Origin of the sequence: Serratia sp. JSRIV001, from assembly GCF_019968745.1 — a bacterium.
In the GTDB taxonomy this organism is placed as follows: domain Bacteria; phylum Pseudomonadota; class Gammaproteobacteria; order Enterobacterales; family Enterobacteriaceae; genus Chania; species Chania fonticola_B.
This window is the reverse complement of sequence record NZ_CP074147.1, coordinates 5128791-5155255: the sequence shown is the minus strand read 5'-3', so window position 1 is coordinate 5155255 and position 26465 is coordinate 5128791. Positions and strand designations below refer to the sequence as shown.

The following is a 26465-nucleotide window of genomic DNA, read 5'->3' as shown; positions in this document are numbered from 1 at the left end:
GCAATCAAAGGCCACTGAACATTTTTCCAATAGGAACAGCTTAATGAAATCGAAGATAACACCACCGCTCGTTACCGGGGCAATGTTACTTGCCCTGACTACACCATCAGCCTTTGCCGCGATAGCGTTGGATCGTACCCGGATCATTTACGATGGTAGTCAGAAATCAATGAGTGTAACTATCAGTAACGAAAATAAAAAATTACCCTATTTAGCCCAGGGCTGGATTGAAGATGCCGAGGGAAACAAGATCACCACTCCGCTGACGGTACTCCCGCCCGTGCAACGAATAGAACCGGGGGCACAGAGCCAACTCAAGGTACAGGGGCTGCCGGCGGCAAACCTGCTGGCACAGGATCGGGAGTCGCTGTTCTACTTCAATCTGCGTGAAATTCCACCGCGTAGTGATAAACCTAATACCTTGCAGATTGCACTCCAGACGCGCGTTAAATTGTTCTACCGGCCAAAAGCAATAATGCAATCCTCTTCAGAGATGGCAACGCCGTGGCAGGAACAAATCACTCTCACCAGGCAGGGGAATAACTATCAGGTGCATAACCCGACGCCCTATTTTGTCACTTTGGTAGAGGCCAGTAGCAGCGTAAAGGGGGAGTCGAACAAAGGTTTCGACCCTTTAATGGTAGAACCCAAAAGCAGCGATACGCTGAAGGTCAGCGCCAATGAATTAGGTAATAGCCCTGTACTGACTTACATCAATGATTACGGTGGCCGCCCCAAACTGCAATTTAACTGTAGTGGTGCCAGTTGCAAAGCTACTTCGGTAAAAGGCAGTCACTGATGCCAAACGGCAGAGGGAGGGATAAATGCACGATAAAAGCCGATTATCCTATCAGAGTTCAATTGATTACGGCTATCTGGAAAGTAAAAATGATCTGTAATGGGGGAGGAATGCTGCTTGTGTTAGGAAGCGTTCTATTACTAACCAGTGTCCTAGCGTACAGCGAGGAGCAGTTAATTGCAGTAAACGTCAAAGTCACCGTCATTGCTGCCCCCTCTTGTGTCACGAATAACGGCAATATGCTTATTGTGGATTTTGGGAGCGATATAGTGACCAAAAAAGTCGATGGTAAAAACTATAAGCGGCCCATACCTTTCAACCTGTATTGCTCCGGGCTAGCCAGTAATGCTTTGAAATTTCAGTTGCAGGGAACTAGGGCCAGTTTTGGCGATGAAAATATATTGTCGACCAATAATCAAAATTTGGGTATTGCCATTGAGTATCACACTTTGTCGATCCCTCTCAACCAAGACTTGAATTTTAACTACCCATATATTCCAGCGCTGGATGCAGTGCTGGTGAAAAGGCCTGGTAGTACTCTGAGTGGTGGTAGATTCACCGCCGGGATCACACTCTCTGTCAATTATCAATAACTAGGGGCAAGGAATGAGGCAGTATTTAATAGTAGTGCTACTGCTAACCGGAAGTTGTTTTAGCCCAGCATTGTTGGCTGCGGGTAATGTGCTGTTTCGTGGCACGTTGATTGAAGCACCAGTCTGCACCATCAATGATAACCATATCGTAGATGTCAACTTTGGTGACAAGGTTGGGGTTAACAAGGTCGATGGCGTGAACTACCTGACAACCATCGACTACTTCATCACCTGTGGGCAAGGGGGAACAGGTTTTGATATGACACTCACGCTGATTGGCAATAAGACCACCTATGATGATGCGGCGATAAAAACTGACCATGCGGATTTGGCTATCAAAGTGTTGCAAAACGGTAAGCCGTTCTCGCTGGGTAAGCCAGTGCCCATTGACCCGAGAAATCCGCCAAAATTGGAGGCTGTACCAATTAAAGCCCCGGGTTCAACCCTGACTGGTGGTGTATTTCTCGCCACAGCGACCTTGGAAGCGAATTATCAATGATAGGATATAAAGGATGAGGCGGGATCTAAGGTCACATAAACGCGGGCTGACTATGGGGCTGTTTACTGTGATGCTGTTGCCGGTGTTTACAACGCAATGTGCTGACAATATGCGTTTTCACGGTGAGTTGGTGGTGGAACCTTGTGTCATCCGTCCTGGCAAAGAAAGTGTCCAACTGGACTTTGGCTCGGTGATTGACCAATACCTGTATATAAACCGGCGAACCCGTGGCAAGCCGTTTGAGCTGGACCTGATGGCGTGCGATCTCGGTTTGGTGAGTATTGTACGCGTCACCTTCCGTGGTAAAGAAAGCCTCCACTTGCCGGGGCTATTGGCCATAGATGCCGCTAGCAAGGCCTCGGGTATTGCCATCGGCATGGAAACGCTGGCTGGCAAGCCGTTACCGTTGAATCTGGTCGGGCAGAAATACCCACTGGCCAAAGGTAACAACCTGATTACTTTGAAAGCGTATGTCCAAGGTGAGCCACAGGCTATCACCAACCAAAACATTAAACGCGGGCCGTTTAGCGCGGTGGCAACCTTAAGTCTGGAATATGAGTAATGTTATAATTTGCGGACAACAGAATTACCAATGATGATATCCGTGGATTTACTACTCCCCAGATTGGGAGAGGAATATAGATTTAGCTGATGGGTATGCGAAAACTATCGTTAGAGTTAAAAGGCTGACAACGTCAGCGACAGAGGCAAAGGTCTGAGCGTATAAGGTTTCGGCGAAAAATTTAGGCATAGGAACTGCGGAAAAATATTAACCGATGATAAAAACACTCCATCTCTGCTATTACTTTCTTATTGGCCCTACATGGAAATACCCATGAAAAAATGTATCCTCTTGTTGTTCTTGCTTTCTCCTTTTGCACATTCGATCGTCGAATCCAAAGTTGTCGGAAACTATATAGAGGCCGTATGGCATCCTGACACAAACAGCTCTTTTCTGTGTACCCATGATGGTTGCCTATTTCAGCTCCAGACCATCAGGAGTGGGCAAAATGGCGGCCAGGTCTGCAGACCTGGCCTATCTCTTCATTATGGTGACGTCGAAAATTACAGGAGTTCACAATTTGGAGCCTACTCAAAATGTAACATTCCTTTCGTCGATGGCCCTGGCAGTGTAAAGATATGCCCAATGACCTTGAATTGTACCAATGCCGTATGTAACGTTTGGCAACTGCCAGGTGAGTCGTGTTCCCCGTTGAATACTAGCGACCCAAACCATAATCCAACTTGTGTATTCCCTACTGTTAATATTAATCACGGCTTAGTATCAAGCGACAATATTAATGGGCACAGAATACAGCATACCGTAATATATAATTGTACTTCGGCCGGATTCATAACGGTTCGGACAGGCCATATTTCTCTCAAAGGACTGGGAGAATCCAACCTTTACATTGATGGGGCTGACCTATCGGGCAGCGGGTGGTCAACGTTTACTCAAGCCGGAACGAATACCTTCACTATAGAATCTCGGTTGTCAGCCACCATCGCCGGTGCAACAGGTACATACAACGGGAGCGGGTACATTGTTATCGGTTATCCATAAAGGGCTAAGCTTGTCCATCAATGGCAAGTTGCGGAAGCTGACTTTGTAGGCCCGAATGCCCTGAGCGATCCACTTTGAGGACAGACTTTGGCGTCTGCGGTGGTAGTTCGCTCAATTGAAGGACGCAGCCCAGTCAAATTCCTGGCAGTCATCATCAATAGGCTGGCACTCTTTGTAGGAGAGCATGAAAAAATGTAGGACGGTCACCGAATGGGTCGTCTGCTGGAGTTAGAATAACCAGGAACCTATGGCAAGCAGTTTGAGCTGGGCCTGATGGCGTGCGATCTCGGTTTGGTGAGTATTGTACGCGTCACCTTCCGTGGTAAAGAAAGCCTTCACTTGCCGAGGCTATTGGCCATAGATGCCGCCAGCCAGGCTTCGGGGATTGCCATCGGCATGGAAACGTTGGCTGGCAAGCCGTTACCGTTGGGGCTGGTCGGCCAGAAATACCCGCAGGTCAAAGGTAACAACCTGATTACCTTGAAAGCGTATGTCCAAGGTGAGCTACAGGCTATCGCCAACCAAAACATTAAATGCGAGCCGTTGACCGTAGTGGCAACCTTTAGTCTGGAATATGAGTAACGCGCGCCCCTTGCTGAGCTTTGCTATTACTTGTTTGTTGAACCATATGGAATCATCATGAAACAGATCCTGTACTGCCTATCCCTCCTGCTCTACTGTTTCCCTGCCTCCGCGACCCTATTCACCACTGTTGAGCGCTTGCCTAATGACGCGGCGATTCTAACGGCCACGTGGACATCCACAAATCAGACCCTGCTTACGCAAGTCCCTAATCCAGGGGCTCTATCCCTGTATTATAATTTTTCGTCCAAGACCTCACCTGCATTTCAGAAAGCAAAAGTCTTCAGGGTCTGGACAAATCGGTCTCCCAGCGTACCTGACTTACTGAATACCCCCCAGCCGTCTGAGACAATTACCCACTATTCTAACCGCACAGACGAAGTATGCATATGGTACCAGATTGATAACCGGACGGGGTTGACTCAATCGTATCCGCTTTCTAGGGAGCCTTGCACAACTATTCAGAGTAATGAATCGCGTAGCGAAAATACTTGAGATTGTGCGTTTAACCCTATCATCATGGACCATGGCAACATCGAACTAAATGCCACCAATGGCGCTGTGCAACGAGTGGTTTTTTTTACTATTGTGATAAAAGGGCCCGCATATGGATTCGGGCCAACCCAATGATCGCTGGTGGACTCGGACAAGTAAACGTATAGATTGATGGCAAAGACCGATTTAATGTTGGGTAGGGGGCGATGTGCAACCAGGGGCGAATTACCTAACCATCGAATCCAGGCTGTTAGTCAAAGGAACGCCTATGGGAGTCAGGTAGTGGATATATCGTCATCGGTTATGCGTAATCTACTCCTGCACATTACGTTGTACCTGGGGGGGCGTACTGGGCACGATCTTTATCCATTTGGCTAACGACATGACATATGATCACTGTGCACTTTCGACAGTTACAAATATCTCTATCAGCCATACATTGCAACGCACATAACCTGTTCTATTTTTTTCTGCCATGCCAGCATCAATTTGCATGGAAGGGAGGGCAAAAAGAAAACTCTCTCCTGTTGAGAATCCATTATTTCTGTTGGTCGTATGCTACTCAGTTACCTCAGAGTCGCTGAAATTTGATTTGTTCAACCAAGCTTGTTCATTTGTATTTTGATGCACAAACCCCATGTTAAGACACAGGCCATATCGTGGGATAGTCATGATAAAATCTTCAGGAATACCCTTATTGACTAGTTTTTTTCTAGTCTTATATATTAGCTGATGGTAGTTCATCTCATTTGTATTACACCCTCCTTCCCCCCATATTATTTCGATTATCACTCTTTTTTCATTGATTTTTTTCATTAGACAAAGAAGCAATTTTTTTTGGTTCTTGCTTAATATAATCTCTGTATTGGTGTTTTTTATTTTTAATTTTTTTCCATGAATGGCTACCTTATTTACTTCCAAGTGTGATATGCTTTCAATCTGTTCTTTCATGGTTTTCTTTATTATTTTTGGTGCAGAAAATTGTATTTTATTAAACTTTGGGCTTAATAAAATCCTCTAAGATTACTGGTGTTTTTTTATAGTGTGTTGGTTTTATTTATTCTCATCTCCATAACCGATTGGTATATAAACCATGGTGAGAGGGTAACGGGATACCAACACCTCACTGGCAGGACTCTAGCCTAGCAATAAAAATATGAATTTGGATGCATATAATGAAATTCGTGTTGTTAATAGATTTTTATTCTTATTTTTTTTAATTATTAGATTTTAAATCTAAAAAAGACTGTAGGGATTAACAAGTAGATATAATGAGAAGACGTTGGTAGCAGGTGAGTTCAATGCGTTTTTGGTAGCATGTTCAATGTCAAGACGGGTGTTTGGGTGTGTCATTGACAACGTATACAGAATGCAGTGGGTACATGTTGGGAATAGAAGAATAGTCAAGAATGGGATCGGTGGGGGTGGGGATGAAGTACGTAATAAATGAGGTAATAGTCTATAACTCTGCTGATGGGACGTTACTGGCTGTTGATCAGACTATGGGAATAATAACGCTAACCAGGGTGACCAGTGAACTGCTATTGATGTTGCTTGAAAATAACAACCAACCACTAAGTAGAGATGTTATTTTAAGTGAGTTATGGGAAAAAAAGGGACTAAGTTCATCAAGCAATAATCTTAATAATTATGTTTCTATGTTAAGAAAAGCATTGGCACAATGTGGCTGCATTGACAGTATTACAACTGTGCCAAAATATGGATTTATGTTTACAGCCGAAGTTCGGTTAATTACTGCAACGGAAAATACTAAAGAAATAGTACCAACTACTGAAAGTGAGGAGCAGAAAAAACCATCTTCTCCTGCAGTCACGGAAAAAAAACGGCATGTTATAAATGCTCTTAGACAGAAAAAAATAAAAATAACTGTTTTTATTTTTTCTTTTTTTTTAATCATCCACTCACCGTGGATTTACAACTATATCAGGTTAAATTCAATTAGAGATGAGGTGTTCCGTTATAAACAATGCCGATTTTATCTTGCGGATTACTTAACCAAAACCCTACCGATTTCCAGTACGATAAAAACAATTAAACTAGCTGTCAATAATAATAAATTGAATTGTGATGATGAGGCTAATATATATTACTTTGTTCAAAACAAACAGGATTCCTATGGGCGCAAGACAATAAGTAACTTATTGGCTTACTGCCCATTCAATAAAAGAATAAGTTGCTCCAATTACTATGTTAATGAATATGAAGATAAAAATGAAAAAAAACACTAAGTTAATCATGATGGGATTATTGTTGATTGCTGTTTTATTGGCATTTTTTACTTGGAGGTATACTGCACCGACTCTGGATTTTGAGTGCCGGACAAAGATGAAAAGGATGTTGTTCGCTAATGATACCTGTAATAAAAGTAGTGTATTTGAAGTATTTTTTTCCATGCAAAGTGATGGTAATGGGTATTTGCTGGTTTCAGGAACCTATTCATGCTCTGATTCTCAGCAAATATCAGTAGATGGTATGGACAAGTTTACCTATAAAAAAGAAGGGACGTATTACTCACTGAGCTTTTTAAATAAAAAAAAGGAATTAAATGAAATTTTTAATGTACTCAACTATGAAAATATCAAGATAAAGATCACTGAGTTGACAAATGGGGATTACATTATCGCTACACCGATTGAAGTTATTATGTTGTGCTCCAAGGATATGAGCTAAATACCTGTTCCCTATAATCGATTCCTGAAGGGAACTCAATCCGGTTTGAGCGATCTGCTCATTCACAAAATAGTACAAACCATCAATATCGGACGGAGTTAGCGCATCCTAAGCTGATCATTGCAGGTAGAGAGTTGGTAAAAATAGACACTTTGTAACACTGCCGGTCAGAAAAAAAGCCACTTCGCAAGAAGTGGCTTAATTATATGATTTTAAAGCTAAAATTTGGTGGCCCCTACTGGACTTGAACCAGTGACCAAGCGATTATGAGTCGCCTGCTCTAACCAACTGAGCTAAGGGGCCAGGCGGCGTGATTATACGGTAATCATGGGATGCAGGTCTACACCCATAAAACCATATGATGTTTTTATGCACAGTTCTAGCCTGTTGTAATTGCAGGCAGATTTTGCGATAACCGCGGTTAATTCCTTTTAACGGACTGGTGATACTCATGGAACTCTTGGCGCCAAACCTTCAGGTGGTGTTCTGCGGCATCAATCCTGGCCTTTCCTCTGCCCATCAGGGCTATCCTTTTGCCAATGGCAGTAACCGTTTCTGGAAGGTGATCCATCAGGCGGGCTTCACCGATCGCCAGCTGGCACCGGAACAGTGGCTACAGCTGCAAGATAACGGTTGTGGGATCACCGCTCTGGTCGCGCGGCCAACGGTGGCGGCCAGCGAACTTTCACGTGATGAACTGCGCGGTGGCGGTGAGGTGCTCAAAGAAAAAATTCTGCGTTACCAACCGCGAGCTTTGGCAATTCTGGGGAAACAGGCGTTCAGCAGTGCGTTTGGCGTGCGAAATGCCGCTTGGGGGCGTCAGGAGATGATGCTGGGTAAAACCGAGGTGTGGGTATTGCCTAATCCCAGTGGATTGAATCGTGCCACGCTGGAGCAGCTTACCGAGAGTTACCGAGAGCTATTCCTGGCGTTAAAATAAGGCATAAAAAAACCCCGGCGAGCCGGGGTTCTTACGAGGTTGTTAAACCTTAGTCATCCAGGAAGCTACGCAGTACTTCTGAACGGCTTGGGTGGCGCAGTTTACGCAACGCTTTGGCTTCGATCTGACGAATACGCTCACGGGTAACGTCGAACTGTTTGCCCACTTCTTCCAGCGTGTGGTCAGTGTTCATATCGATACCGAAACGCATACGCAGCACCTTCGCTTCACGTGCGGTCAGGCCAGCCAGGACGTCGTGCGTGGCAGAACGCAGGCTTTCAGAGGTGGCAGAATCCAGTGGCAGCTCGAGGGTGGTATCCTCGATGAAATCGCCCAGATGTGAATCTTCATCATCACCAATCGGCGTTTCCATGGAGATCGGCTCTTTGGCGATCTTCAGCACCTTACGGATTTTGTCTTCTGGCATCAGCATACGCTCGGCCAGCTCTTCCGGCGTTGGCTCACGGCCCATCTCTTGCAGCATCTGGCGCGAAATACGGTTGAGCTTGTTGATTGTCTCAATCATATGCACCGGAATACGGATGGTACGTGCCTGGTCGGCGATAGAGCGGGTGATAGCCTGACGGATCCACCAGGTGGCGTAAGTTGAGAACTTGTAGCCACGACGGTATTCAAACTTGTCTACCGCTTTCATCAAGCCGATGTTGCCTTCCTGGATCAGATCCAGGAACTGCAGGCCACGGTTGGTGTATTTTTTGGCGATCGAGATAACCAGACGCAAGTTGGCTTCAACCATCTCTTTCTTCGCGCGGCGGGCTTTCGCTTCACCGATCGACATACGGCGGTTGATGTCTTTCACCTGCTCGATGGTCAGGCCGGTTTCTTCTTCGATCTGACGCAGTTTTTGCAGGCTGCGCTGAACATCTTCATTAACGTCTTTCAGCTTCTCTGACCAGGGTTTACCCATTGCCAGTGCCGCTGCGAACCAGGTGTCGCTGGTTTCGTTGCCGGCGAACAGGGTGACGAAGTTTTTCTTCGGCATTTTGCACTGCTCAACGCACAGCTTCATGATGATACGTTCTTGCGTACGAACGCGATCCATCATGGTACGCATGCTGTTGACCAGGAAGTCGAACTGTTTTGGCACCAGGCGGAACTGCTTGAACACTTCAGACAGCTTCAGGATCTCTTCTGCTGCGCTGGCGTGGCTGCGGCCGTTCTTTTTGATAACCAGACGAGTGGCTTCGTACTGATCGCGCAGATCGGTAAACTTCTGGCGCGCCAGTTCTGGATCGATGCTGTTGTCGTCTTCAGCTTCGTCTTCTTCATCTTCGTCTTTGTCGTCGTCGTCCTGCTCTTCGGTGGTTAATTCAGAACCGATGTGAGTAGCGGTAGGGGCGATGTCTTCTTCCGCGTTAGGATCGACGAAGCCGGTGATCAGATCGGACAGGCGTGCTTCGCCAGCCTCGACACGATCGTACTGCTCCAGCAGATAGGTGATGGCTTCAGGGTACTCAGCAACCGAGCACTGCACCTGGTTGATGCCGTCTTCGATACGCTTGGCGATGTCGATTTCGCCTTCACGCGTCAGCAATTCAACGGTACCCATTTCACGCATGTACATGCGCACTGGGTCAGTGGTGCGCCCGATTTCAGATTCTACGCTGGACAGCACCTGAGCGGCAGCTTCTTCCGCATCTTCGTCTGTGCTGTTGGTATTTTCAGCCAGCAGCAGGTCATCGGCGTCCGGTGCTTCTTCCATCACCTGGATGCCCATGTCGTTAATCATCTGGATGATGTCTTCGATCTGATCGGAGTCGACGATATCTTCCGGCAGATGGTCATTGACCTCAGCATAGGTCAGATAGCCTTGCTCCTTACCACGTTGGACAAGAAGTTTAAGCTGTGACTGCGGGTTTTGCTCCATAAGACGGTATCCACACTTCAGAGTATTTGGGTTGGTGTCGGTCGGCGAAACCGCCAACAATAGCATTTGGGGCGTTTTTGTTGTTGCCGCGGCCCACTGTGGCGGCATATTGCAGGGCTCTGCCCTCGCATTTATCGGCACTTAAGCCGTTTGGTATTCAGTCTTTCTTCGCCAATGCCAGTTGTAATGACCAGAGTTCCTTGCGTTCGTCTGCATTCAGGCCATGCGTTCTGTCACGTGCGATCAAATCTTCCTGACGTTTTTCCAGCACCGAGTCATAGAGATTCGTCAGAGTATCTAAAAAGTGTTGCTCAACTTGTTCCTCAACGATCATATGGTTCCATGTCGCCAAGGTTTCAAGCTGCTGGCTCAATTTGTTATCTCGGTACAGCTCCAACAACTGGCCGGTAGTCAGGCCCGGCTGCGCTAAACAGGTCTGCACCAGTTCAACAAATAGCGGTAAACCCGCCTGTTTAGTTTGCTCGAGCCCTTCCAGGGAAGGGATAAGTGTAGCCAAACGCGGATTTTGCACCAGTAATCCTATCAGTATACGCATGGTTGTGCGTTTTAGCTGGGGCGCCTGATAAGTATTCGCATTTTCCGCCTGTTTGGGCATCAGCTTGTCGAGCTGGCTATCGTCCAGCAGGCCCAGTTTGCTGCCTAGCTGTTGGCGCAGGTAGAGACGTAATGTCTCGCCCGGCACCTGAGTGATCAGCGGTAGCGCCAAGGTACTCAGTTTGGCACGGCCATCCGGGCTGCTCAGGTCGACCTGTGGCATCAACGTTTCGAACAGGAAAGTGGAAAGCGGCTGCGCCAGCTCCATTCGCTGTTCGAAGGCGTCTTTGCCTTCTTTACGGACCAGGGTGTCCGGGTCTTCACCGTCTGGCAAAAACATAAACCGTAACTGGCGCCCGTCGTTCAGATAGGGCAGTGCGGTTTCTAACGCGCGCCAGGCGGCTTCACGGCCAGCCCTGTCGCCGTCGTAACAGCAGACAACGTTATCGGTAGCGCGGAACAGCAGCTGAATATGTTCAGCCGTTGTCGAGGTTCCGAGTGAGGCAACGGCATAATCAATGCCATATTGCGCTAACGCCACCACGTCCATATAGCCTTCGACCACCAGCAAACGTTGCGGGTTGGCGTGGCTCTGCTGTGCTTCATACAGGCCGTACAACTGACGGCCCTTGTGGAATACTTCGGTTTCCGGCGAGTTCAGGTACTTGGGCATACCGTCGCCCAGTACGCGTCCACCAAAAGCGATTACCCGCCCGCGTTTGTCGCGGATGGGGAACATCACACGCTCGCGGAAGCGATCGTAAGTGCGCCCTTGATCGTTAGTCACCAACATTCCGGCATCGTTCAGTGCTGCCCGGCTGTCGGTATCACGCCCGAAACGTTTTAACGCATTATCCCAACCGGCAGGTGCAAAGCCGATGGCAAAATGGCGGATAACGTCGTCACTCAATCCGCGCTGTTGCAGGTAGTTGCGCGCCTGCGTCCCGTTGGATTGATGCAGTGACTGTTGATAGAACGCGCTGAGCTGTTCCATCAGTTGATATAGGCTTTGACGCTGATGGCGTTCGATTGGCGTCGGTCCGGTGCCTGCCTCGTAAGGCACTTCCAGCCCGTGCATGGTGGCCAGTTCCTCGATGGTTTCGACAAACTCGAGTCTGTCGTAATTCATCAGGAAGTCGACGGCGTTACCGTGCGCTCCACAACCAAAACAGTGATAAAACTGTTTGTCGCCATTAACGGTGAATGAAGGCGTTTTTTCGTGGTGGAACGGACAGCACGCGTGATAGTTCTTGCCCTGCTTTTTAAGCTTTACCCGGGCGTCGATCAGATCGACGATGTCGGTGCGAGCCAGCAAGTCATTGATAAATACACGCGGAATTCGTCCAGCCATAAGCCCCTGTTACGATTGCCTATAAACGAGAACAAGCCGCGCATTCCTTTCGGAAAGCACGGCCTTCGTATGCAACTACTCGGTCTGCGTGTTCTTGAAAAAGAAAAAAATCACGCGGTGGGGTTACCCCCGAAGGATTAATACAGACGAGTGCGGCGTGCGTTTTCGCGAGCCAGTTTCTTCGCGTGGCGTTTTACTGCAGAAGCTTTAGCGCGTTTACGTTCGGTAGTCGGTTTTTCATAGAACTCACGACGACGAACTTCAGCCAAAACACCCGCTTTTTCGCAGGAACGCTTGAAACGACGCAGTGCAACGTCAAATGGCTCGTTTTCACGTACTTTAATTACCGGCATGTGCCTCTCACCTCAATAGAATTCGGTTTGCTGCTGGCCAAGCGCCAGCCTTTTCAAAATGGTGCGGAATTTTACTTCAATGGATGCTGCTTTGTAAAGCACCATAGCAAATTGAAACACGCCGCGTTCCGGCAAACTCGCGCAATTATGCATCGGCCGCCGATTATAGACTAATCAGAAAAAATTGCTCGTTTTTAATCACCCGGCGGGCAACCTTGTGAATCATCGACATAGCGCACCATCGCGGCCAGGGTGCTGCAGGCTGGCGGTAAATGGCGTTGATTGTGATAAACTGGCGGCCGCACGTGAATGATGGGAAATGTAATGCGCGTATTGGGTATAGAAACGTCCTGCGATGAAACCGGTATTGCAGTGTATGACGATCAAGCCGGTTTGTTAGCCAACCAACTCTACAGCCAGGTGAAACTGCATGCCGATTACGGCGGTGTGGTGCCGGAACTGGCTTCCCGCGATCACGTGCGCAAGACCGTGCCGCTGATCCAGGCCGCACTGAAAGAGGCGAACCTGAAGCCTGGCGATATCGACGGCGTGGCGTATACCGCCGGGCCGGGTTTGGTGGGCGCTTTGTTGGTAGGGGCAACCATTGGCCGCGCGTTGGCGTTTGCCTGGGGTGTGCCTGCGGTGCCGGTGCATCATATGGAAGGCCACTTGCTGGCACCTATGCTGGAAGACAATCCACCGGAGTTTCCGTTTGTGGCGCTGCTGGTGTCTGGCGGCCATACCCAACTGATCAGCGTGACCGGGATCGGTGAATATACTTTGCTGGGGGAGTCGGTTGACGACGCCGCTGGCGAAGCGTTCGACAAAACCGCCAAGCTGTTAGGGCTGGATTATCCCGGCGGGCCGATGCTGTCGAAAATGGCGCAGCAGGGCACTGAAGGGCGTTTTACCTTCCCACGCCCAATGACCGATCGCCCAGGGCTGGATTTCAGTTTCTCCGGCCTGAAGACCTTTGCCGCCAATACCATCCGCTCTAACGGCAACGACGATCAAACCCGTGCCGATATTGCCCGTGCTTTTGAAGATGCGGTGGTGGATACGCTGGCGATCAAATGCAAACGCGCGCTGGAGCAGACCGGGTTTAAACGCCTGGTGATGGCCGGTGGCGTCAGTGCCAACCGCACGTTGCGCAGCAAACTGGCCGAGCTGATGAAAAAACGCGGTGGCGAAGTGTTCTATGCCCGCCCGGAATTCTGTACCGACAATGGGGCGATGATCGCTTATGCCGGGATGGTTCGAATGAAGAACGGGGGTAACCCGGAGTTGGGCGTTACCGTACGCCCACGTTGGCCGCTGGCAGAGCTGCCTGCGGTGTAAAAGCCAAGGGCCGGAATTTCCGGCCTTTCAATTATTCTTCTTTGTGTTCTTCCTGTTCTAAAACACCGTCTTTCTTCTTGCGGAACTTACCCCAGATCTTCCCTTCCTGGCCGCGCCATAGGCGCTGGATATTGTCGTGATGACGCATCAGGATCAGGCAAGAGAGCATCGCTACCGGGAAGGTAAACTGCGGTTTGAACCACCAGACGTAGAACGGTGCAATCAGCGCACTGACGATCGCCCCGAGCGAGGAATAGCCGCTCAGTAGCACGGTCAACAGCCAGGTGCCGGTCATCAGGCCAGTGAGATCCCAGCCGATCGGCGCAATGGCACCGAACGCCGTTGCCACGCCCTTGCCCCCACGGAAGTGGAAGAACACCGGGTAGATATGCCCAAGACAGGCGGCGATTGCCGTCAGGCCCAGATACAGCGGTGGGACGTTGAACGCATAGGCCAACCAGACTGGCAGCATCCCTTTTAGTATATCGAACACCAACACCGTAGCCGCCGCCAGGCGGCCGCCGATACGCAGGACGTTGGTCGCCCCTGGATTTCCCGATCCATGTTCACGCGGATCCGGTAGCCTGGCGATCCGGCAAACCAGGATCGCGCTGGAAATTGAGCCACACAGATACGCGAAGATAATCATGCCAAGCGCGGTAGCACTCATAACGCGGTTCCGTCTAATAATGGTCGTTTTACTCGCAACATCTATGGATAATACGCATATTCCGTCGGAAGTGGTATCCGGCAAGGCCAAAAACTGAGAATGACGTGATGGATATCGTATTTATTGAAGAGCTTACCGTGATCACCACCATTGGCGTTTATGATTGGGAACAAACCATTGCGCAAAAGCTGGTGTTCGATATCGAAATGGCGTGGGACAACCGCCAGGCAGCCGCCAGCGATGATGTGAATGATTGCCTAAGCTATGCCGATATCAGCGATGCGGTCATCCAGCATGTGCAGCCCAATCGTTTTGCGCTGGTGGAGCGTGTCGCAGAGGAGGTATCCGAAATTTTGCTACGGCGCTTTAAATCTCCCTGGGTCCGTATTAAGGTCAGCAAGCCGGGTGCAGTCGCGCACGCCAGCCGGGTTGGGGTGATCATCGAACGCGGTCAGCGCCCAGCCTGACAAGTTGTCACCAATATGCAACTAAAGACCGATATGCTGGTCTGTAACTAGAATTGTTTAAGCGGCAAGGTATTGAACACTGCCGCTTTTTTGTGCTCGTACCTTTAATAGCGTTAAATTTGAAATGGGGTAGTGGTCTGATGGCGGACATGCATTCATTGTTTGTGGCATTCGTGCTTGGGGTAGTCGAAGGGCTGACAGAGTTCCTGCCGGTTTCCTCTACCGGGCACATGATTATCGTTGGTGAGTTACTGGGTTTTACCGGCGATAAGGCGAAAACCTTCGAAGTTATTATCCAACTGGGTTCGATCCTGGCGGTGGTAGTGGTGTTCTGGCGCCGTCTGTTTGGCCTGATCGGCATTCACTTTGGTGGCAAACCTGTTCCTCATGAAGGGCAGACGGCAGGGCAATTGAAGTTGGGCCATATCCTGCTGGCGATGATCCCGGCGGTAGCGCTGGGGTTGCTGCTCCACGATATGATCAAATCGCTATTTGAACCGAAAAACGTGATGTATGCGTTAGTGGTCGGGGGCCTGTTGCTGTTGGCCGCCGAATGGCTGAAACCGAAAAAACCAAGCGCGGTCGGGCTGGATGATATTACCTATCGGCAGGCCTTTTTGATCGGTTGCTTCCAGTGTCTGGCGCTGTGGCCTGGCTTTTCCCGTTCCGGCTCTACCATTTCGGGGGGCATGCTGGTGGGCGTGAGCCGTTTTGCGGCCTCGGAGTTCTCCTTTATTCTGGCAGTGCCAATGATGATCGGGGCCAGCGGTCTGGATCTGTACAAGAGCCTGCACTTCCTGACGCTCAGTGACCTGCCGATGTTTGCCGTCGGTTTCGCTACCGCGTTTGTGGTAGCACTAATCGCCATCAAGACCTTCCTGCAGTTGATCAAGCGTATCTCGTTTGTGCCTTTCGCCATCTACCGTTTTATCGTCGCGGCGGCGGTCTACATGGTGTTTATTCATTAATCCTGGCACCAGCTCGAACGTTTTGTCCTCTCCAATAGTGGGCTCTTTGCCCACTATGTTCATATTACTTGTATTGGCGCATTCGATTGGTCGCTACCAGTGGCTTCAAATTCCATCAATGAGGAAATCTATTGCCGTTTTTGCAGTAGACGGTGAATTGCATTGTTAAAACGTTCTGTACTCATCGCTGAAACAGCCGTGTTCATCATGAAAACGATTTAATGCCTCGAGAGTTCCCTTGTTTTCTTCCTGCCATTTTTTCGTTGCGTGATTATGTAGTTTGGCAGCAAAGCTGGCGTTAAGGTTAATACCCGTATTGTTAATAAGTCTATTATTTACTGTCATGTATGTACTCCTGCTGTTGTCTGCACCACATCATACACATATTTAAAAAGGCGATAGCGTGAGGGGGCCCCAATTTATGGGGATGCTCAGCCTTGCTCATTTAGCACCCCTTCTCCCCACTTTTGGTCCGACCAATGCCGGAAAAATGTGAACCTCTGGCACATAAACGGCAAAAACCCAAACAGACACATTGCATGTTTTTAACAGTAAGTTAACTATCGGTTATCAATCATATGACTTCGCCCTGTTAGTACGACCCATTAAGCGGAGGAGTATGTAAATAATCGCGGGAGTTATCTACATGGAAGTCTGGCAACAAGTTTATGATCCCATTGGTAATATCTGGCTATCAAGTGCGGTCGCGGCGCTGCCCATTGCGTTTTTTTTCTTGGCGTTGATTAAACTGAAGCTCAAGGGGCATATTGCAGCAACGTTAACCGTTGGTATAGCTTTGCTGGTGGCGTTATTCCTCTACCGGATGCCCATCGATCGAGCGCTCGCTGCGGTGGTTTATGGTTTTTTCTATGGGCTGTGGCCGATAGCCTGGATCATTATTGCCGCAGTATTTGTCTACCAGATTTCGGTGAAAACCGGGCAGTTTGACATCATCCGCTCTTCCATTCTCTCTATCACCCCCGACCAACGTTTACAGATGCTGATCGTTGGCTTCTGTTTTGGTGCCTTTTTGGAAGGTGCCGCCGGGTTTGGCGCACCGGTAGCCATTACCGCCGCCTTGTTGGTTGGGCTGGGATTCAATCCGTTGTATGCCGCAGGGCTTTGCCTGATCGTCAACACTGCACCGGTGGCTTTCGGCGCTATGGGTATCCCGATTATCGTTGCGGGCCAGGTGACCGGGTTGGACAGCTTTGCAATCGGGCAGATGGTAGGGCGCCAATTGCCGTTCCTGACGATTATCGTGCTGTTCTGGATCATGGCGATTATGGACGGTTGGCGCGGCATTAAAGAAACCTGGCCTGCGGTGGTTGTGGCGGGGGGAAGCTTTGCCTTGGCGCAGTATCTCAGCTCCAACTTTCTTGGGCCAGAGTTGCCAGACATCATCTCCTCGCTGGTTTCACTGGTATGCCTGACGCTGTTTCTACGGGTTTGGCAGCCAAAACGCCTGTTCCGTTTTGATAATGCCGAAGGGGTAGTCGTCGACCAAAAGCTGGTGCAGCAGCACTATGGTTTAGGGCAGGTTATTCGCGCCTGGATGCCGTTTATTTTCCTGACCGCTACGGTCACCCTGTGGAGCATCCCGCCGTTTAAAGCGCTGTTCGCGCAAGGTGGTGCGCTGTACGTGTGGGTGTTCTCTATTCCGGTGCCTTTTCTGGATAAGCTGGTGGCCAAAATGCCGCCGGTGGTGGCAAACATCACGCCTTATGTCGCCGTTTTCAAACTTGACTGGTTCTCTGCCACCGGCACCGCCATTATGGTTGCTGCGATCGCCTCTGTGATTTATTTGCGCATGAAGCCCAAAGACGCGCTCACCACGCTGGCTGAAACGCTAAAGGCGTTGATGTTGCCCATTTATTCCATTGGCATGGTGTTAGCCTTTGCCTTTATTTCCAACTATTCCGGCCTGTCGGCAACCTTGGCACTGGCATTGGCTCATACCGGCAGCGCGTTCACCTTTTTCTCACCGTTCCTTGGCTGGTTGGGCGTGTTCCTGACCGGCTCAGACACTTCGTCCAACGCGTTGTTTGCCGCTCTGCAGGCCACCACCGCCCAGCAGATTGGCGTTTCGGATGTGCTGTTGGTTGCGGCTAACACCACCGGCGGAGTCACAGGCAAAATGATTTCACCACAGTCTATCGCGATTGCCTGTGCCGCCGTGGGGTTGGTGGGGAAAGAGTCTGATCTGTTCCGCTTTACGGTAAAACACAGCCTGATCTTCACCTGTATGGTGGGAGTTATTACTACGCTTCAGGCTTACTGGCTAACCTGGATGATCCCATGACTGTAAATCTTCAACCTACTGATCCACTCCGCTCGGCCGATCGTTTGGTTGAGCGTATCAAGGTGATGATCCGTGAACGCCAACTGGATATGGGGATGCGCTTGCCCGCCGAGCGCCAGTTGGCCAACGAGTTGGGTGTCTCGCGTTCCTCTCTACGTGAGGCAATTCAAAAGCTGATTGGTGAAAAAACGCTTATCAGCCGACGTGGCGGCGGAACCTATGTCTGCGACGAGCTTTCCCCCTGGTCGGAGCAATGCATCGTGGAACCGCTGAGAACCTTGGTTGCCGACGATCCTGACTATCGTTATGACATTCTGGAAGCTCGCCACGCCATTGAGGCCAGCACCGCCTGGCACGCGGCAATGCGCGCCACCGCCGCAGACAAAGAGAAGCTACAGGCTTGCTTTGACGCCATGTTAGCGCTTCAGGAGAGCGATCATCCTGAACTTGCCGCTCAGGCGGATGTGCGCTTCCATTTGGCGATTGCCGAGGCTTCACACAACGTGGTGTTGCTGCAAACCATGCGCGGCTTTTTCGATTTAATGCGCACCTCCGTCATGCATAGCCGCCAGCGTATGTACACCCAGCCGACGATTTTCACCCGGCTGACTGAACAGCACGAGGAACTGCTGCTGGCGATCCTGGCAGGCGATCCTGAACGGGCGGGTAAAGCGGCCAAATCTCACCTGGGATTCGTGCATTCCACCATTAAAAATCTGCATGAAGACGAGGCCAGGCAGGCGCGTATAACCCGCCTTCCTGATGACAATTCACCGTAACAAAGGGAGATCGTTTGATGATTATCTCAGCAGCCACGGATTATCGCGCTGCGGCACAACGTAAACTGCCGCCGTTTCTGTTTCACTACATTGATGGCGGCGCTTATGCCGAACACACTTTACGGCGTAACGTGGAAGATCTGGCTCAGGTCGCATTGAGGCAGCGTGTTCTTAAGAACATGTCGGCGCTCAGCCTGGAAACCAAACTGTTTAACGAAACTTTGGCCATGCCTGTTGTCCTTGGCCCGGTAGGGTTATGTGGCATGTATGCCCGCCGTGGTGAGGTGCAGGCTGCAAGGGCCGCAGAACAACAAGGCATTCCGTTTACGCTTTCCACCGTATCGGTGTGCCCAATCGAAGAGGTGGCGCCGGCCATCAAGCGGCCCATGTGGTTCCAGCTGTATGTGTTGAAAGATCGCGGATTCATGCGTAATGCCTTGGAGCGGGCGAAAGCCGCGGGCTGTACCACCTTGGTCTTCACCGTGGATATGCCGACACCAGGCGCCCGTTACCGCGATGCACATTCGGCAATGAGTGGCCCCTATGCCGCCCAGCGGCGCTATTGGCAAGCCGTTACCCATCCTGCCTGGGCGTGGGATGTTGGCCTGAATGGGCGCCCGCACGATCTGGGCAATATTTCCGCTTACCTCGGAAAGCCCACCGGACTAGCAGATTATATCGGGTGGCTGGGGGCCAACTTTGACCCTTCGATTTCATGGAGTGATTTGGAATGGATCCGTGATTTCTGGCAGGGACCGATGGTGATAAAGGGCATTCTCGACGCCGACGATGCACGTGATGCCGTGCGTTTTGGTGCTGACGGGATTGTGGTTTCCAACCACGGTGGTCGCCAACTGGATGGGGTGCTTTCTTCTGCTCGTGCGTTGCCGATGATTGCCGATGCGGTGAAAGGGGATATCACCATCCTGGCAGACAGCGGGATACGTAGCGGATTAGACGTGGTGCGCATGATCGCGCTTGGGGCGGACAGTGTGTTGCTTGGGCGTGCTTATCTCTATGCGCTGGCGACAGCGGGCCAGGCTGGGGTAGAAAATCTGCTCGCATTGATCAAAAAAGAGATGTGCGTAGCGATGACGCTCACGGGGGCGAAAAGTATCGCTGAAATCAGCCGTGATTCGTTGGTGCTGGAGGGGTAGGTAGGGGCGCATACCGCGCCCGTTTTACCTAAGGCTGAGGTTCTTGCTGTTTCTTCCAGTCCGCCAACGCCTGCTGACGGCGGCGTTTGACCTCGTCGCGGATCGCCAGCCCTTGCAGGCCACTTTCCACCACTTCTTTGACCGAAACCGCGTTGGCGACCTGATAGGCCTGGCGCAGGTAATCGCCCTGCGGATAAGGGTTGTTTTCAAAACCGGTACGCCCGCGGGCATCGGCTTCGCTGGTGAGGATCATCTGCTCCAGCCGCTGCGGTTTACGCCACACGTCGATGGCATCAAACAGTTTTAACAGCGTTTCTGGCCGCAGTTTATTGGCCGTGTGGATCAGGTCGTGGTACTCCGCCACCAGCTTCGCCAGCTCACGTACTGGATTAGGAACACGCAGCCGTTGGCAAAGCTTCTCTACCAGCCTGACGCCCGCAGGGCCATGGCCATAGTGGTGTGGCCAGAGTTCTTGCGGCGTGATGCCTTTCCCGAGATCGTGGCACAGCGCCGCGAAGCGGATATCTACCTCGGGGCTGAGCTGGGTGGCAATCGCCAGCGTCATCAGCGTGTGTACGCCAGTATCAATTTCCGGGTGCCATTTCTCTGGGGCTGGCACGCCAAACAGGGCGTCGATTTCCGGGAACAGCACTTTCAACGCTCCGCAGTCGCGAAGCACCTGGAAATACACCTGCGGGCTCTGGCTCTGTAATGCCTTCTCGGTCTCTTTCCACACGCGCTCCGCCGTCAGGGTGGCCAGTTCACCGCTTTCGGCCATCTGCTGCATCAGCGCGCTGGTTTCAGGGGCAACGGTAAAACCCAGGGAGGCAAAGCGGGCGGCAAAACGCGCCACGCGTAACACTCGCAGCGGATCTTCGCCAAAAGCGTCGGAGACATGGCGCAACAGGCGGGCGTCGAGATCGGCCTTGCCGTTATAGGGGTCAACCAGTACTCCATCATCACCCCGCGCCATGGCGTTGATGGTGAGATCGCGCCGCAGCAGATCCTCTTCCAGCGTCACGTCCGGGGCGGCGTAGCAGGTAAATCCGGTGTAACCCTGGCCGGATTTGCGCTCGGTGCGGGCCAGCGCATACTCCTCATGAGTTTGCGGGTTGAGGAATACCGGGAAGTCTTTACCCACCTGCTGATAGCCAAGAGCCAATAGGTCGGCAGGCGTTGCGCCGACCACCACCCAGTCGTGATCCACTACCGGTAAGTTGAGCAGGGTGTCACGGACGGCACCGCCGACCAGGTAAATTTTCACGGTTTAACTCCTATCAATAGCTCGTTTGATCAGATTACATCAATTGGGCAGCGGATGCGTCAGGCAATAAAAAAGCGCCCGTAGGCGCTTAAACTGGCGGAACGGCAATCAGTTCATCCAGCGATTATTCTTGCGGCGTGGGATCAGGTGCGGCAACAGCAGGCCGAGCAACAAACCAACGCCGGCAACGCCGCCGCCGTACATAAACCATTGCAGAATAATGGTGCGTTGTTTGTCGTCAAGTTGCAGATTCACCGCATTCACCTTCTTCTGCGCCACAACCAGCTGATTTTTCAGATCCTGGTTTTCCTGCTGCAGGCCGCTGATGGTGCTATCGCTGGCGGCCACTTTCTGCTGCATTTCGGCGGTGCGCTGGTTCCAGCTATTATCAATATTGGCCAGCTTGTCGGTCAGGGTTTTCACCTGCTGTTCCAGCTCTGGCACCTGGGTGCGCAGGCTTGGCGTCTGGCTCAGCTGATCCAGCGGGATCCAGACGCTGCGTCCTTTGGAATCGCGGATCTGGCCGTAGCTGGTGCTGTCATTGACGCTCAACAGCGTGACTTCTTCACCGGCATTCAAGGTGCCGACGATACGGTATTGGTTACCTGGGCCGCTATGGACATAAGTATTTAATTCATCGGAGATATAGCGTTTATCTTCGGCATGTGCGCCCCAAGTGATGCTAAAACTTAGCACGGCAAGGCAAATCAGGCGTAATTTCTGCATTATGTCATCGTTTCTGCGTGGATTTATGGAACGATAGTAGAGCGTTCAGTCTGACGGCGCAACGCCAAAACCGGAATGGGAACTATCTTACTATGCTAAATCCCGTCAGTTGCGCAGCATTCTATAACGTAACAGGTTTTTTCTGCAGTTGGCAGAGTCAAGTCAGGGGGAATCGCGGTAAGATACTCTCACTGTGCGTCGTCGGGCTGAGTGCGGCCGGCAGACTCCGCCGCCGTGAAGACTCACGCGAATGCCTAACCTATTGGTGTAAAAGAACTATGAGCGTTGAAATAGAACTGAAGTTTATTGTTTCCCCCGCAGCGATTGCCAGCCTACCGGAGCGGATTGCCGCCTGGCCTAATCAGCATTCTGCGCCGCAGAAGCTGACCAATATCTACTATGAAACCGCCGACAACTTCCTGCGCAACCATGATATGGGCCTGCGTATTCGCGGTTTTGACGATAGCTATGAAATGACCATCAAAACCGCCGGTTCGGTGGTGGGGGGGCTGCACCAGCGGCCGGAATTTAACGTCGCCATCGCCAAACCCGCGCTGGCGCTGAAAAAATTCCCGGCGGATATCTGGCCGGAGGGCTGCAAGCTGGCCCCGTTGCAAAAGGCGTTGCAGCCGCTGTTCCGTACTGACTTTGTGCGTGAAAAGTGGGTGGTCACTTACGGCGCAAGCGAGATTGAGATTGGCCTCGACCAGGGTGAAGTGCGCGCGGGTGACCTCGCTGAACCGTTATGCGAGCTGGAACTGGAGCTGAAAAGCGGTGAGACTGCTGATTTGCTGGCATTGGCAGCCGCATTGGCGGAACAGGGTGGTTTACGCCAGGGTAGCCTCAGTAAAGCGGCTCGGGGCTATCATCTGGCGCAGGGCAATGCCGAACGTGAGTTACGCCCATTAAGCGTGATGAAGCCTGCACCTAAGTCCACGGTAGAACAAGGCATGGTTGCCGCTTTCGAGCTGGCGCTGAGCCATTGGCAGTATCACGAAGAGCTGTGGCTGCGTGGCGACAAGCAGGCACGCCGTGCGGTAATGGAAGCCATCGGTCTGATCCGCCAGGCGCTGGTGATCTTTGGCGGCTTGGTTCCGCGCAAGGCAAGCACCGATCTGCGCGCTCGGCTGACGGCTTTGGAGCCTTTGCTGGTGGATAAAACCACCCAGCCGCAGGAGCTGTGCTACGGCACGGAGTATCTGCAATGTAAGTTGGCACTCACATCGTGGTTGATCACCGGCGCATGGCGGCCGTTTATCGATGCCAAATCGCAGGCTAAGCTGGATGGTTCATTCAAGCGTTTTAGCGATATCATGCTGGGCCGTAGCGCCGCAGAGCTGAAAGAAGCCTTTACGCGCACCCTGAATGAAGATGAATATCAAGAGCAACTGCCACGCCTGACGCGCCAGGTGCTGGCGTTTATCCTGCTTTCTGGTGCCTATCCGGATAGCGAAACCGGGCCGTATATCGACAGTTGGCGCGAACTGCAATCAGCCATTGCCGAGCGTCGTCAGGGTTGGTACGAAGCCAGCCGCAAACAGGCATTATCCCATGCGCCATTCTGGTTAAACGGCGCGGTTCGTTAACTCCAGCGGGCCTGCCGGCTGCAGGCCATAGAACGGGTCATTCACTATGTTGCCACTCTCTGCTGCGTTACAGCTTCAGGCACAGAACATCGTGCAGCGATTTCAGGAAACTCAGGGCGCGGAGTTAATGCTCAGCGCCGCAGAACAAAGCGTTCTGGCGTCGAGTGATTTTGTCAGCGACATGTTGCTCGGCCATCCTGAATGGTTGGTAACGTTACGCCAGCAGCCGCCAGTGGCCGATGAGTGGCAGCACTATGCCGCCTGGTTGCAGGATGAGCTTGAAGAGGTGCAGGACGAAGCGCAGCTAATGCGCGTGCTGCGCCTGTTTCGCCGTGAGAGCCTGGTGCGTATTGCCTGGGCGCAGGCTCAGCAGCTATGTACCACGCAAGAAACGCTACAACAGCTGAGTGCTCTGGCAGAAACGCTGATCGTCAGCGCTCGTGACTGGCTCTATCAAACCTGTTGCCGCGAGTGGGGCACGCCTTGCAATGCCGATGGCGTGCCGCAGCCTTTGCTGATCCTGGGGATGGGCAAACTCGGCGGTGGTGAACTGAACTTCTCCTCTGATATCGATCTGATCTTTGCCTATCCGGAAAACGGCCACACCCAAGGCGGGCGGCGTGAGCTGGATAACGCCCAATTCTTTACCCGCCTGGGGCAACGGCTGATCAAAGCGTTGGATCAGCAAACCATCGACGGCTTTGTCTACCGCGTCGATATGCGTCTGCGGCCGTTTGGCGATAGCGGCCCGCTGGTGATGAGCTTTGCCGCGCTGGAAGATTATTACCAGGAGCAGGGGCGCGATTGGGAACGCTACGCGATGGTCAAGGCGCGCCTGATGGGGGGGCATGAAGATGCCTACAGCCAGGAGCTGCGTAAGACATTGCGGCCATTCGTGTTCCGTCGCTATATCGATTTCAGCGTGATCCAGTCGCTGCGTAATATGAAGGGCATGATTGCCCGCGAAGTGCGGCGGCGGGGGCTGAAGGACAACATCAAGCTGGGTGCCGGTGGCATCCGCGAAATCGAATTTATCACCCAGGTCTTCCAACTGATCCGTGGTGGGCGTGAGCCCAGTTTGCAGGGGCGATCACTGCTGCCGACGTTGCAGGCGGTGGGTGAACTGGGGTTGTTGACCGCGCAGCAGGTCGCAGAGCTGAGTGACGGCTATCTGTTCCTGCGGCGGCTGGAGAATCTGTTGCAGGCGATTGCCGACCAGCAGACCCAGACCCTGCCGCAGGACGAGCTGGATCAGGCGCGACTGGCCTGGGGAATGGACCAGCCGGACTGGCCGTCGTTGATGATGGTGCTGGACGAGCACATGCGCCAGGTCCGTACGGTATTTGATGACCTGATCGGCGACGATAGCCCAGACGTAGGCGAAGATCCCAACTACCAGCATTACCACAGCCTGTGGCAGGATGCGTTGGATGAGAGCGAGCTAGAGCCACTGACGCCCCATCTGGACGAAGAGGCGCGGCGGCAGATGCTGCGTTCCATCGCCGACTTCCGCCACGACGTGGACAAACGCACCATTGGCCCGCGTGGCCGTGACGTGCTGGATCAACTGATGCCACGCTTGCTGGCCGAAGTGTGTTCGCGCGTGGACGCGGCCACGGCTCTGACGCGCCTGACCCAGCTGTTGCTAAGCATCGTGACCCGCACCACCTACCTCGAGCTGCTGGTGGAATATCACGCCGCTCTCAGCCACCTGATCCGCCTTTGTGCCGCATCCCCGATGGTGGCCAGCCAACTGGCGCGTTACCCACTGTTGCTCGACGAGCTGTTGGATCCGGCCACGCTGTACCAACCGGTGGCTCCGGATGCCTATCGTAGCGAACTGCGCCAATACCGCCTGCGGGTGCCGGAAGACGATGAAGAACAGCAGTTGGAAGCGTTGCGGCAGTTCAAGCAGGCACAACACTTGCGCATTGCCGCTGCGGATATCGCCGAGGTGCTGCCGGTGATGAAAGTGAGCGATCACTTAACCTATCTGGCCGAGGCGATCATTGATGCGGTGGTGCAGCAGGCGTGGAAAGACATGGTTGCGCGCTACGGTCAGCCGACTCATCTACATGAGCGGGAGGGGTTAGGGTTCGCGGTGATCGGCTACGGGAAGCTGGGGGGCTGGGAGCTAGGTTACAGCTCGGATCTCGACCTGGTGTTCCTGCTGGATTGTCCACCAGACGTCATGACGGATGGCGATCGCTGCATCGATGGCCGTCAGTTCTATCTGCGCCTGGCGCAACGGGTGATGCATTTGTTCAGCACCCGCACCTCTTCCGGCATTCTCTATGAGGTGGATGCCCGTCTGCGTCCTTCCGGAGCTGCCGGGATGCTGGTCAGCACCGTCGAAGCCTTTGCCGATTATCAGCGTAACGAAGCCTGGACCTGGGAGCATCAGGCTCTGGTGCGGGCGCGCATCGTGTATGGCGATCCGGCGCTGCATCAGCAGTTCGATGCGATCCGCCGCGAAATTTTGTGCAAACCGCGTGAAGTGAACAAGCTGCAGCAGGAGGTGCGTGAAATGCGCGAGAAAATGCGCAACCATCTGGGCAGCAAACAGCGCGATCTGTTTGATATCAAAGCGGACGAAGGCGGGATCACCGATATCGAATTTATTGCCCAATACCTGGTCTTAGGTTATGCCGCGGGCGAACCGCGCCTGACGCGTTGGTCGGATAACGTGCGTATCTTTGAGCTGATGGCTAATTACGACATCATGCCGGAAGACGAGGCCCAGGCGTTGACCCAGGCTTATGTCACCATGCGTGATGAGATCCACCATCTGGCGTTACAGGAACACTCCAGCAAAGTCAGCAGCGAGCTGTTTGCTGCCGAGCGTGAGCAGGTGCGCGCCAGTTGGAGCAAATGGCTGGGCTGAGGGAGACGTATTGT

General features: G+C 52.0%; 24 protein-coding genes and 1 tRNA gene. 16 read left to right on the top strand and 9 right to left on the bottom strand.

Annotated elements, in window-relative coordinates; all coding sequences use genetic code 11:
* Positions 1 to 82 precede the first annotated feature (82 nt).
* The 5 genes from KGP17_RS23890 to KGP17_RS23870 all read left to right on the top strand — a co-directional run bounded on the left by KGP17_RS23890 (position 83) and on the right by KGP17_RS23870 (position 4037).
* Entirely contained in the window at positions 83 to 799 is a 717-nt protein-coding gene (locus tag KGP17_RS23890; protein WP_223499723.1) for a fimbria/pilus periplasmic chaperone, read from the top strand.
* Positions 799 to 1392, top strand: a complete 594-nt coding sequence (locus tag KGP17_RS23885; protein ID WP_223498512.1) for a fimbrial protein — start codon at positions 799 to 801, stop codon at positions 1390 to 1392. Before KGP17_RS23890 ends, KGP17_RS23885 begins: the two co-directional genes overlap by 1 nt.
* A 13-nt stretch (positions 1393 to 1405) precedes the next feature.
* Entirely contained in the window at positions 1406 to 1891 is a 486-nt protein-coding gene (locus KGP17_RS23880) for a fimbrial protein (protein ID WP_223498511.1), read from the top strand.
* A gap of 52 nt (positions 1892 to 1943) precedes the next feature.
* Complete coding sequence (locus tag KGP17_RS23875; protein ID WP_223498510.1) at positions 1944 to 2453, top strand: fimbrial protein; 510 nt, start codon at positions 1944 to 1946, stop codon at positions 2451 to 2453.
* Between the two features lie 1275 nt (positions 2454 to 3728).
* Positions 3729 to 4037: a hypothetical protein gene (locus tag KGP17_RS23870; RefSeq protein WP_223498509.1), complete on the top strand. Its 309-nt coding sequence runs from the start codon at positions 3729 to 3731 to the stop codon at positions 4035 to 4037.
* A gap of 1053 nt (positions 4038 to 5090) precedes the next feature.
* Here the strand turns inward: KGP17_RS23870 and KGP17_RS23865 are convergent.
* Positions 5091 to 5483 (bottom strand): hypothetical protein, encoded by a 393-nt coding sequence (locus KGP17_RS23865; RefSeq protein ID WP_223498508.1) that lies wholly within the window; start codon positions 5481 to 5483, stop codon positions 5091 to 5093.
* Between the two features lie 479 nt (positions 5484 to 5962).
* On the opposite strand from KGP17_RS23865, the gene KGP17_RS23860 reads away from it, so the two are divergent.
* Positions 5963 to 6781: a winged helix-turn-helix domain-containing protein gene (locus KGP17_RS23860; protein ID WP_223498507.1), complete on the top strand. Its 819-nt coding sequence runs from the start codon at positions 5963 to 5965 to the stop codon at positions 6779 to 6781.
* Positions 6765 to 7223, top strand: a complete 459-nt coding sequence (locus tag KGP17_RS23855; RefSeq protein ID WP_223498506.1) for a hypothetical protein — start codon at positions 6765 to 6767, stop codon at positions 7221 to 7223. Before KGP17_RS23860 ends, KGP17_RS23855 begins: the two co-directional genes overlap by 17 nt.
* A 226-nt stretch (positions 7224 to 7449) precedes the next feature.
* Here KGP17_RS23855 and KGP17_RS23850 read toward each other — a convergent pair.
* Positions 7450 to 7526, bottom strand: a tRNA-Ile gene (locus KGP17_RS23850).
* A 148-nt stretch (positions 7527 to 7674) separates the two neighbouring features.
* On the opposite strand from KGP17_RS23850, the gene mug reads away from it, so the two are divergent.
* Positions 7675 to 8163, top strand: a complete 489-nt coding sequence (mug, locus tag KGP17_RS23845; protein WP_074031204.1) for a G/U mismatch-specific DNA glycosylase — start codon at positions 7675 to 7677, stop codon at positions 8161 to 8163.
* A gap of 49 nt (positions 8164 to 8212) precedes the next feature.
* Here mug and rpoD read toward each other — a convergent pair whose 3' ends face one another.
* From rpoD to rpsU, 3 genes are all read right to left on the bottom strand, one after another.
* Positions 8213 to 10051: an RNA polymerase sigma factor RpoD gene (gene rpoD, locus KGP17_RS23840; protein ID WP_021179483.1), complete on the bottom strand. Its 1839-nt coding sequence runs from the start codon at positions 10049 to 10051 to the stop codon at positions 8213 to 8215.
* Between the two features lie 157 nt (positions 10052 to 10208).
* Positions 10209 to 11957 (bottom strand): DNA primase, encoded by a 1749-nt coding sequence (gene dnaG / locus KGP17_RS23835; RefSeq protein WP_021179484.1) that lies wholly within the window; start codon positions 11955 to 11957, stop codon positions 10209 to 10211.
* Positions 11958 to 12094: 137 nt separating this feature from the next.
* Positions 12095 to 12310 (bottom strand): 30S ribosomal protein S21, encoded by a 216-nt coding sequence (rpsU, locus tag KGP17_RS23830; protein ID WP_001144069.1) that lies wholly within the window; start codon positions 12308 to 12310, stop codon positions 12095 to 12097.
* Between the two features lie 324 nt (positions 12311 to 12634).
* On the opposite strand from rpsU, the gene tsaD reads away from it, so the two are divergent.
* On the top strand, positions 12635 to 13648 hold the full coding sequence (tsaD, locus tag KGP17_RS23825) for a tRNA (adenosine(37)-N6)-threonylcarbamoyltransferase complex transferase subunit TsaD (protein ID WP_021806880.1): 1014 nt from the start codon (positions 12635 to 12637) through the stop codon (positions 13646 to 13648).
* A 31-nt stretch (positions 13649 to 13679) separates the two neighbouring features.
* Here the strand turns inward: tsaD and plsY are convergent, their stop codons facing one another.
* Entirely contained in the window at positions 13680 to 14318 is a 639-nt protein-coding gene (gene plsY, locus KGP17_RS23820; protein ID WP_021179487.1) for a glycerol-3-phosphate 1-O-acyltransferase PlsY, read from the bottom strand.
* Positions 14319 to 14425: 107 nt separating this feature from the next.
* Here plsY and folB point away from each other — a divergent pair, with 107 nt between their 5' ends.
* Together folB and bacA are read left to right on the top strand one after the other, a co-directional pair.
* The gene (gene folB, locus KGP17_RS23815) at positions 14426 to 14785 is read left to right on the top strand and encodes a bifunctional dihydroneopterin aldolase/7,8-dihydroneopterin epimerase (protein WP_021806879.1); all 360 of its coding nucleotides are present in this window, start codon (positions 14426 to 14428) and stop codon (positions 14783 to 14785) included.
* 140 nt (positions 14786 to 14925) lie between these two features.
* Positions 14926 to 15753, top strand: coding sequence for an undecaprenyl-diphosphate phosphatase (gene bacA, locus KGP17_RS23810; RefSeq protein ID WP_021179489.1), 828 nt, complete (start codon positions 14926 to 14928; stop codon positions 15751 to 15753).
* Positions 15754 to 15918: 165 nt separating this feature from the next.
* Here bacA and KGP17_RS23805 read toward each other — a convergent pair whose 3' ends face one another.
* Positions 15919 to 16098, bottom strand: coding sequence for a type II toxin-antitoxin system CcdA family antitoxin (locus tag KGP17_RS23805; protein WP_223498505.1), 180 nt, complete (start codon positions 16096 to 16098; stop codon positions 15919 to 15921).
* 301 nt (positions 16099 to 16399) lie between these two features.
* Between KGP17_RS23805 and lldP the strand changes: the two genes are divergently transcribed.
* The 3 genes from lldP to lldD are packed head-to-tail and all read left to right on the top strand — an operon-like array spanning position 16400 to position 19991.
* A complete protein-coding gene (gene lldP / locus KGP17_RS23800) occupies positions 16400 to 18055 on the top strand; it encodes an L-lactate permease (protein WP_223498504.1) in 1656 nt (551 codons plus the stop codon).
* Positions 18052 to 18834, top strand: coding sequence for a transcriptional regulator LldR (gene lldR / locus KGP17_RS23795; protein ID WP_223498503.1), 783 nt, complete (start codon positions 18052 to 18054; stop codon positions 18832 to 18834). The genes lldP and lldR overlap by 4 nt, the downstream gene beginning before the upstream one ends.
* A 17-nt stretch (positions 18835 to 18851) precedes the next feature.
* Positions 18852 to 19991, top strand: a complete 1140-nt coding sequence (gene lldD / locus KGP17_RS23790) for an FMN-dependent L-lactate dehydrogenase LldD (RefSeq protein ID WP_021806874.1) — start codon at positions 18852 to 18854, stop codon at positions 19989 to 19991.
* 28 nt (positions 19992 to 20019) lie between these two features.
* Here the strand turns inward: lldD and KGP17_RS23785 are convergent, their stop codons facing one another.
* Positions 20020 to 21255, bottom strand: coding sequence for a multifunctional CCA addition/repair protein (locus KGP17_RS23785; protein ID WP_094983159.1), 1236 nt, complete (start codon positions 21253 to 21255; stop codon positions 20020 to 20022).
* A gap of 108 nt (positions 21256 to 21363) precedes the next feature.
* Positions 21364 to 21981 (bottom strand): TIGR04211 family SH3 domain-containing protein, encoded by a 618-nt coding sequence (locus tag KGP17_RS23780; protein WP_021179496.1) that lies wholly within the window; start codon positions 21979 to 21981, stop codon positions 21364 to 21366.
* A 278-nt stretch (positions 21982 to 22259) separates the two neighbouring features.
* On the opposite strand from KGP17_RS23780, the gene KGP17_RS23775 reads away from it, so the two are divergent.
* Both KGP17_RS23775 and glnE read left to right on the top strand, forming a co-directional pair.
* The gene (locus KGP17_RS23775; protein ID WP_161739836.1) at positions 22260 to 23567 is read left to right on the top strand and encodes an inorganic triphosphatase; all 1308 of its coding nucleotides are present in this window, start codon (positions 22260 to 22262) and stop codon (positions 23565 to 23567) included.
* A gap of 46 nt (positions 23568 to 23613) precedes the next feature.
* Positions 23614 to 26451, top strand: coding sequence for a bifunctional [glutamate--ammonia ligase]-adenylyl-L-tyrosine phosphorylase/[glutamate--ammonia-ligase] adenylyltransferase (glnE, locus tag KGP17_RS23770; RefSeq protein WP_115159744.1), 2838 nt, complete (start codon positions 23614 to 23616; stop codon positions 26449 to 26451).
* The last annotated feature ends 14 nt before the right edge of the window (positions 26452 to 26465 follow it).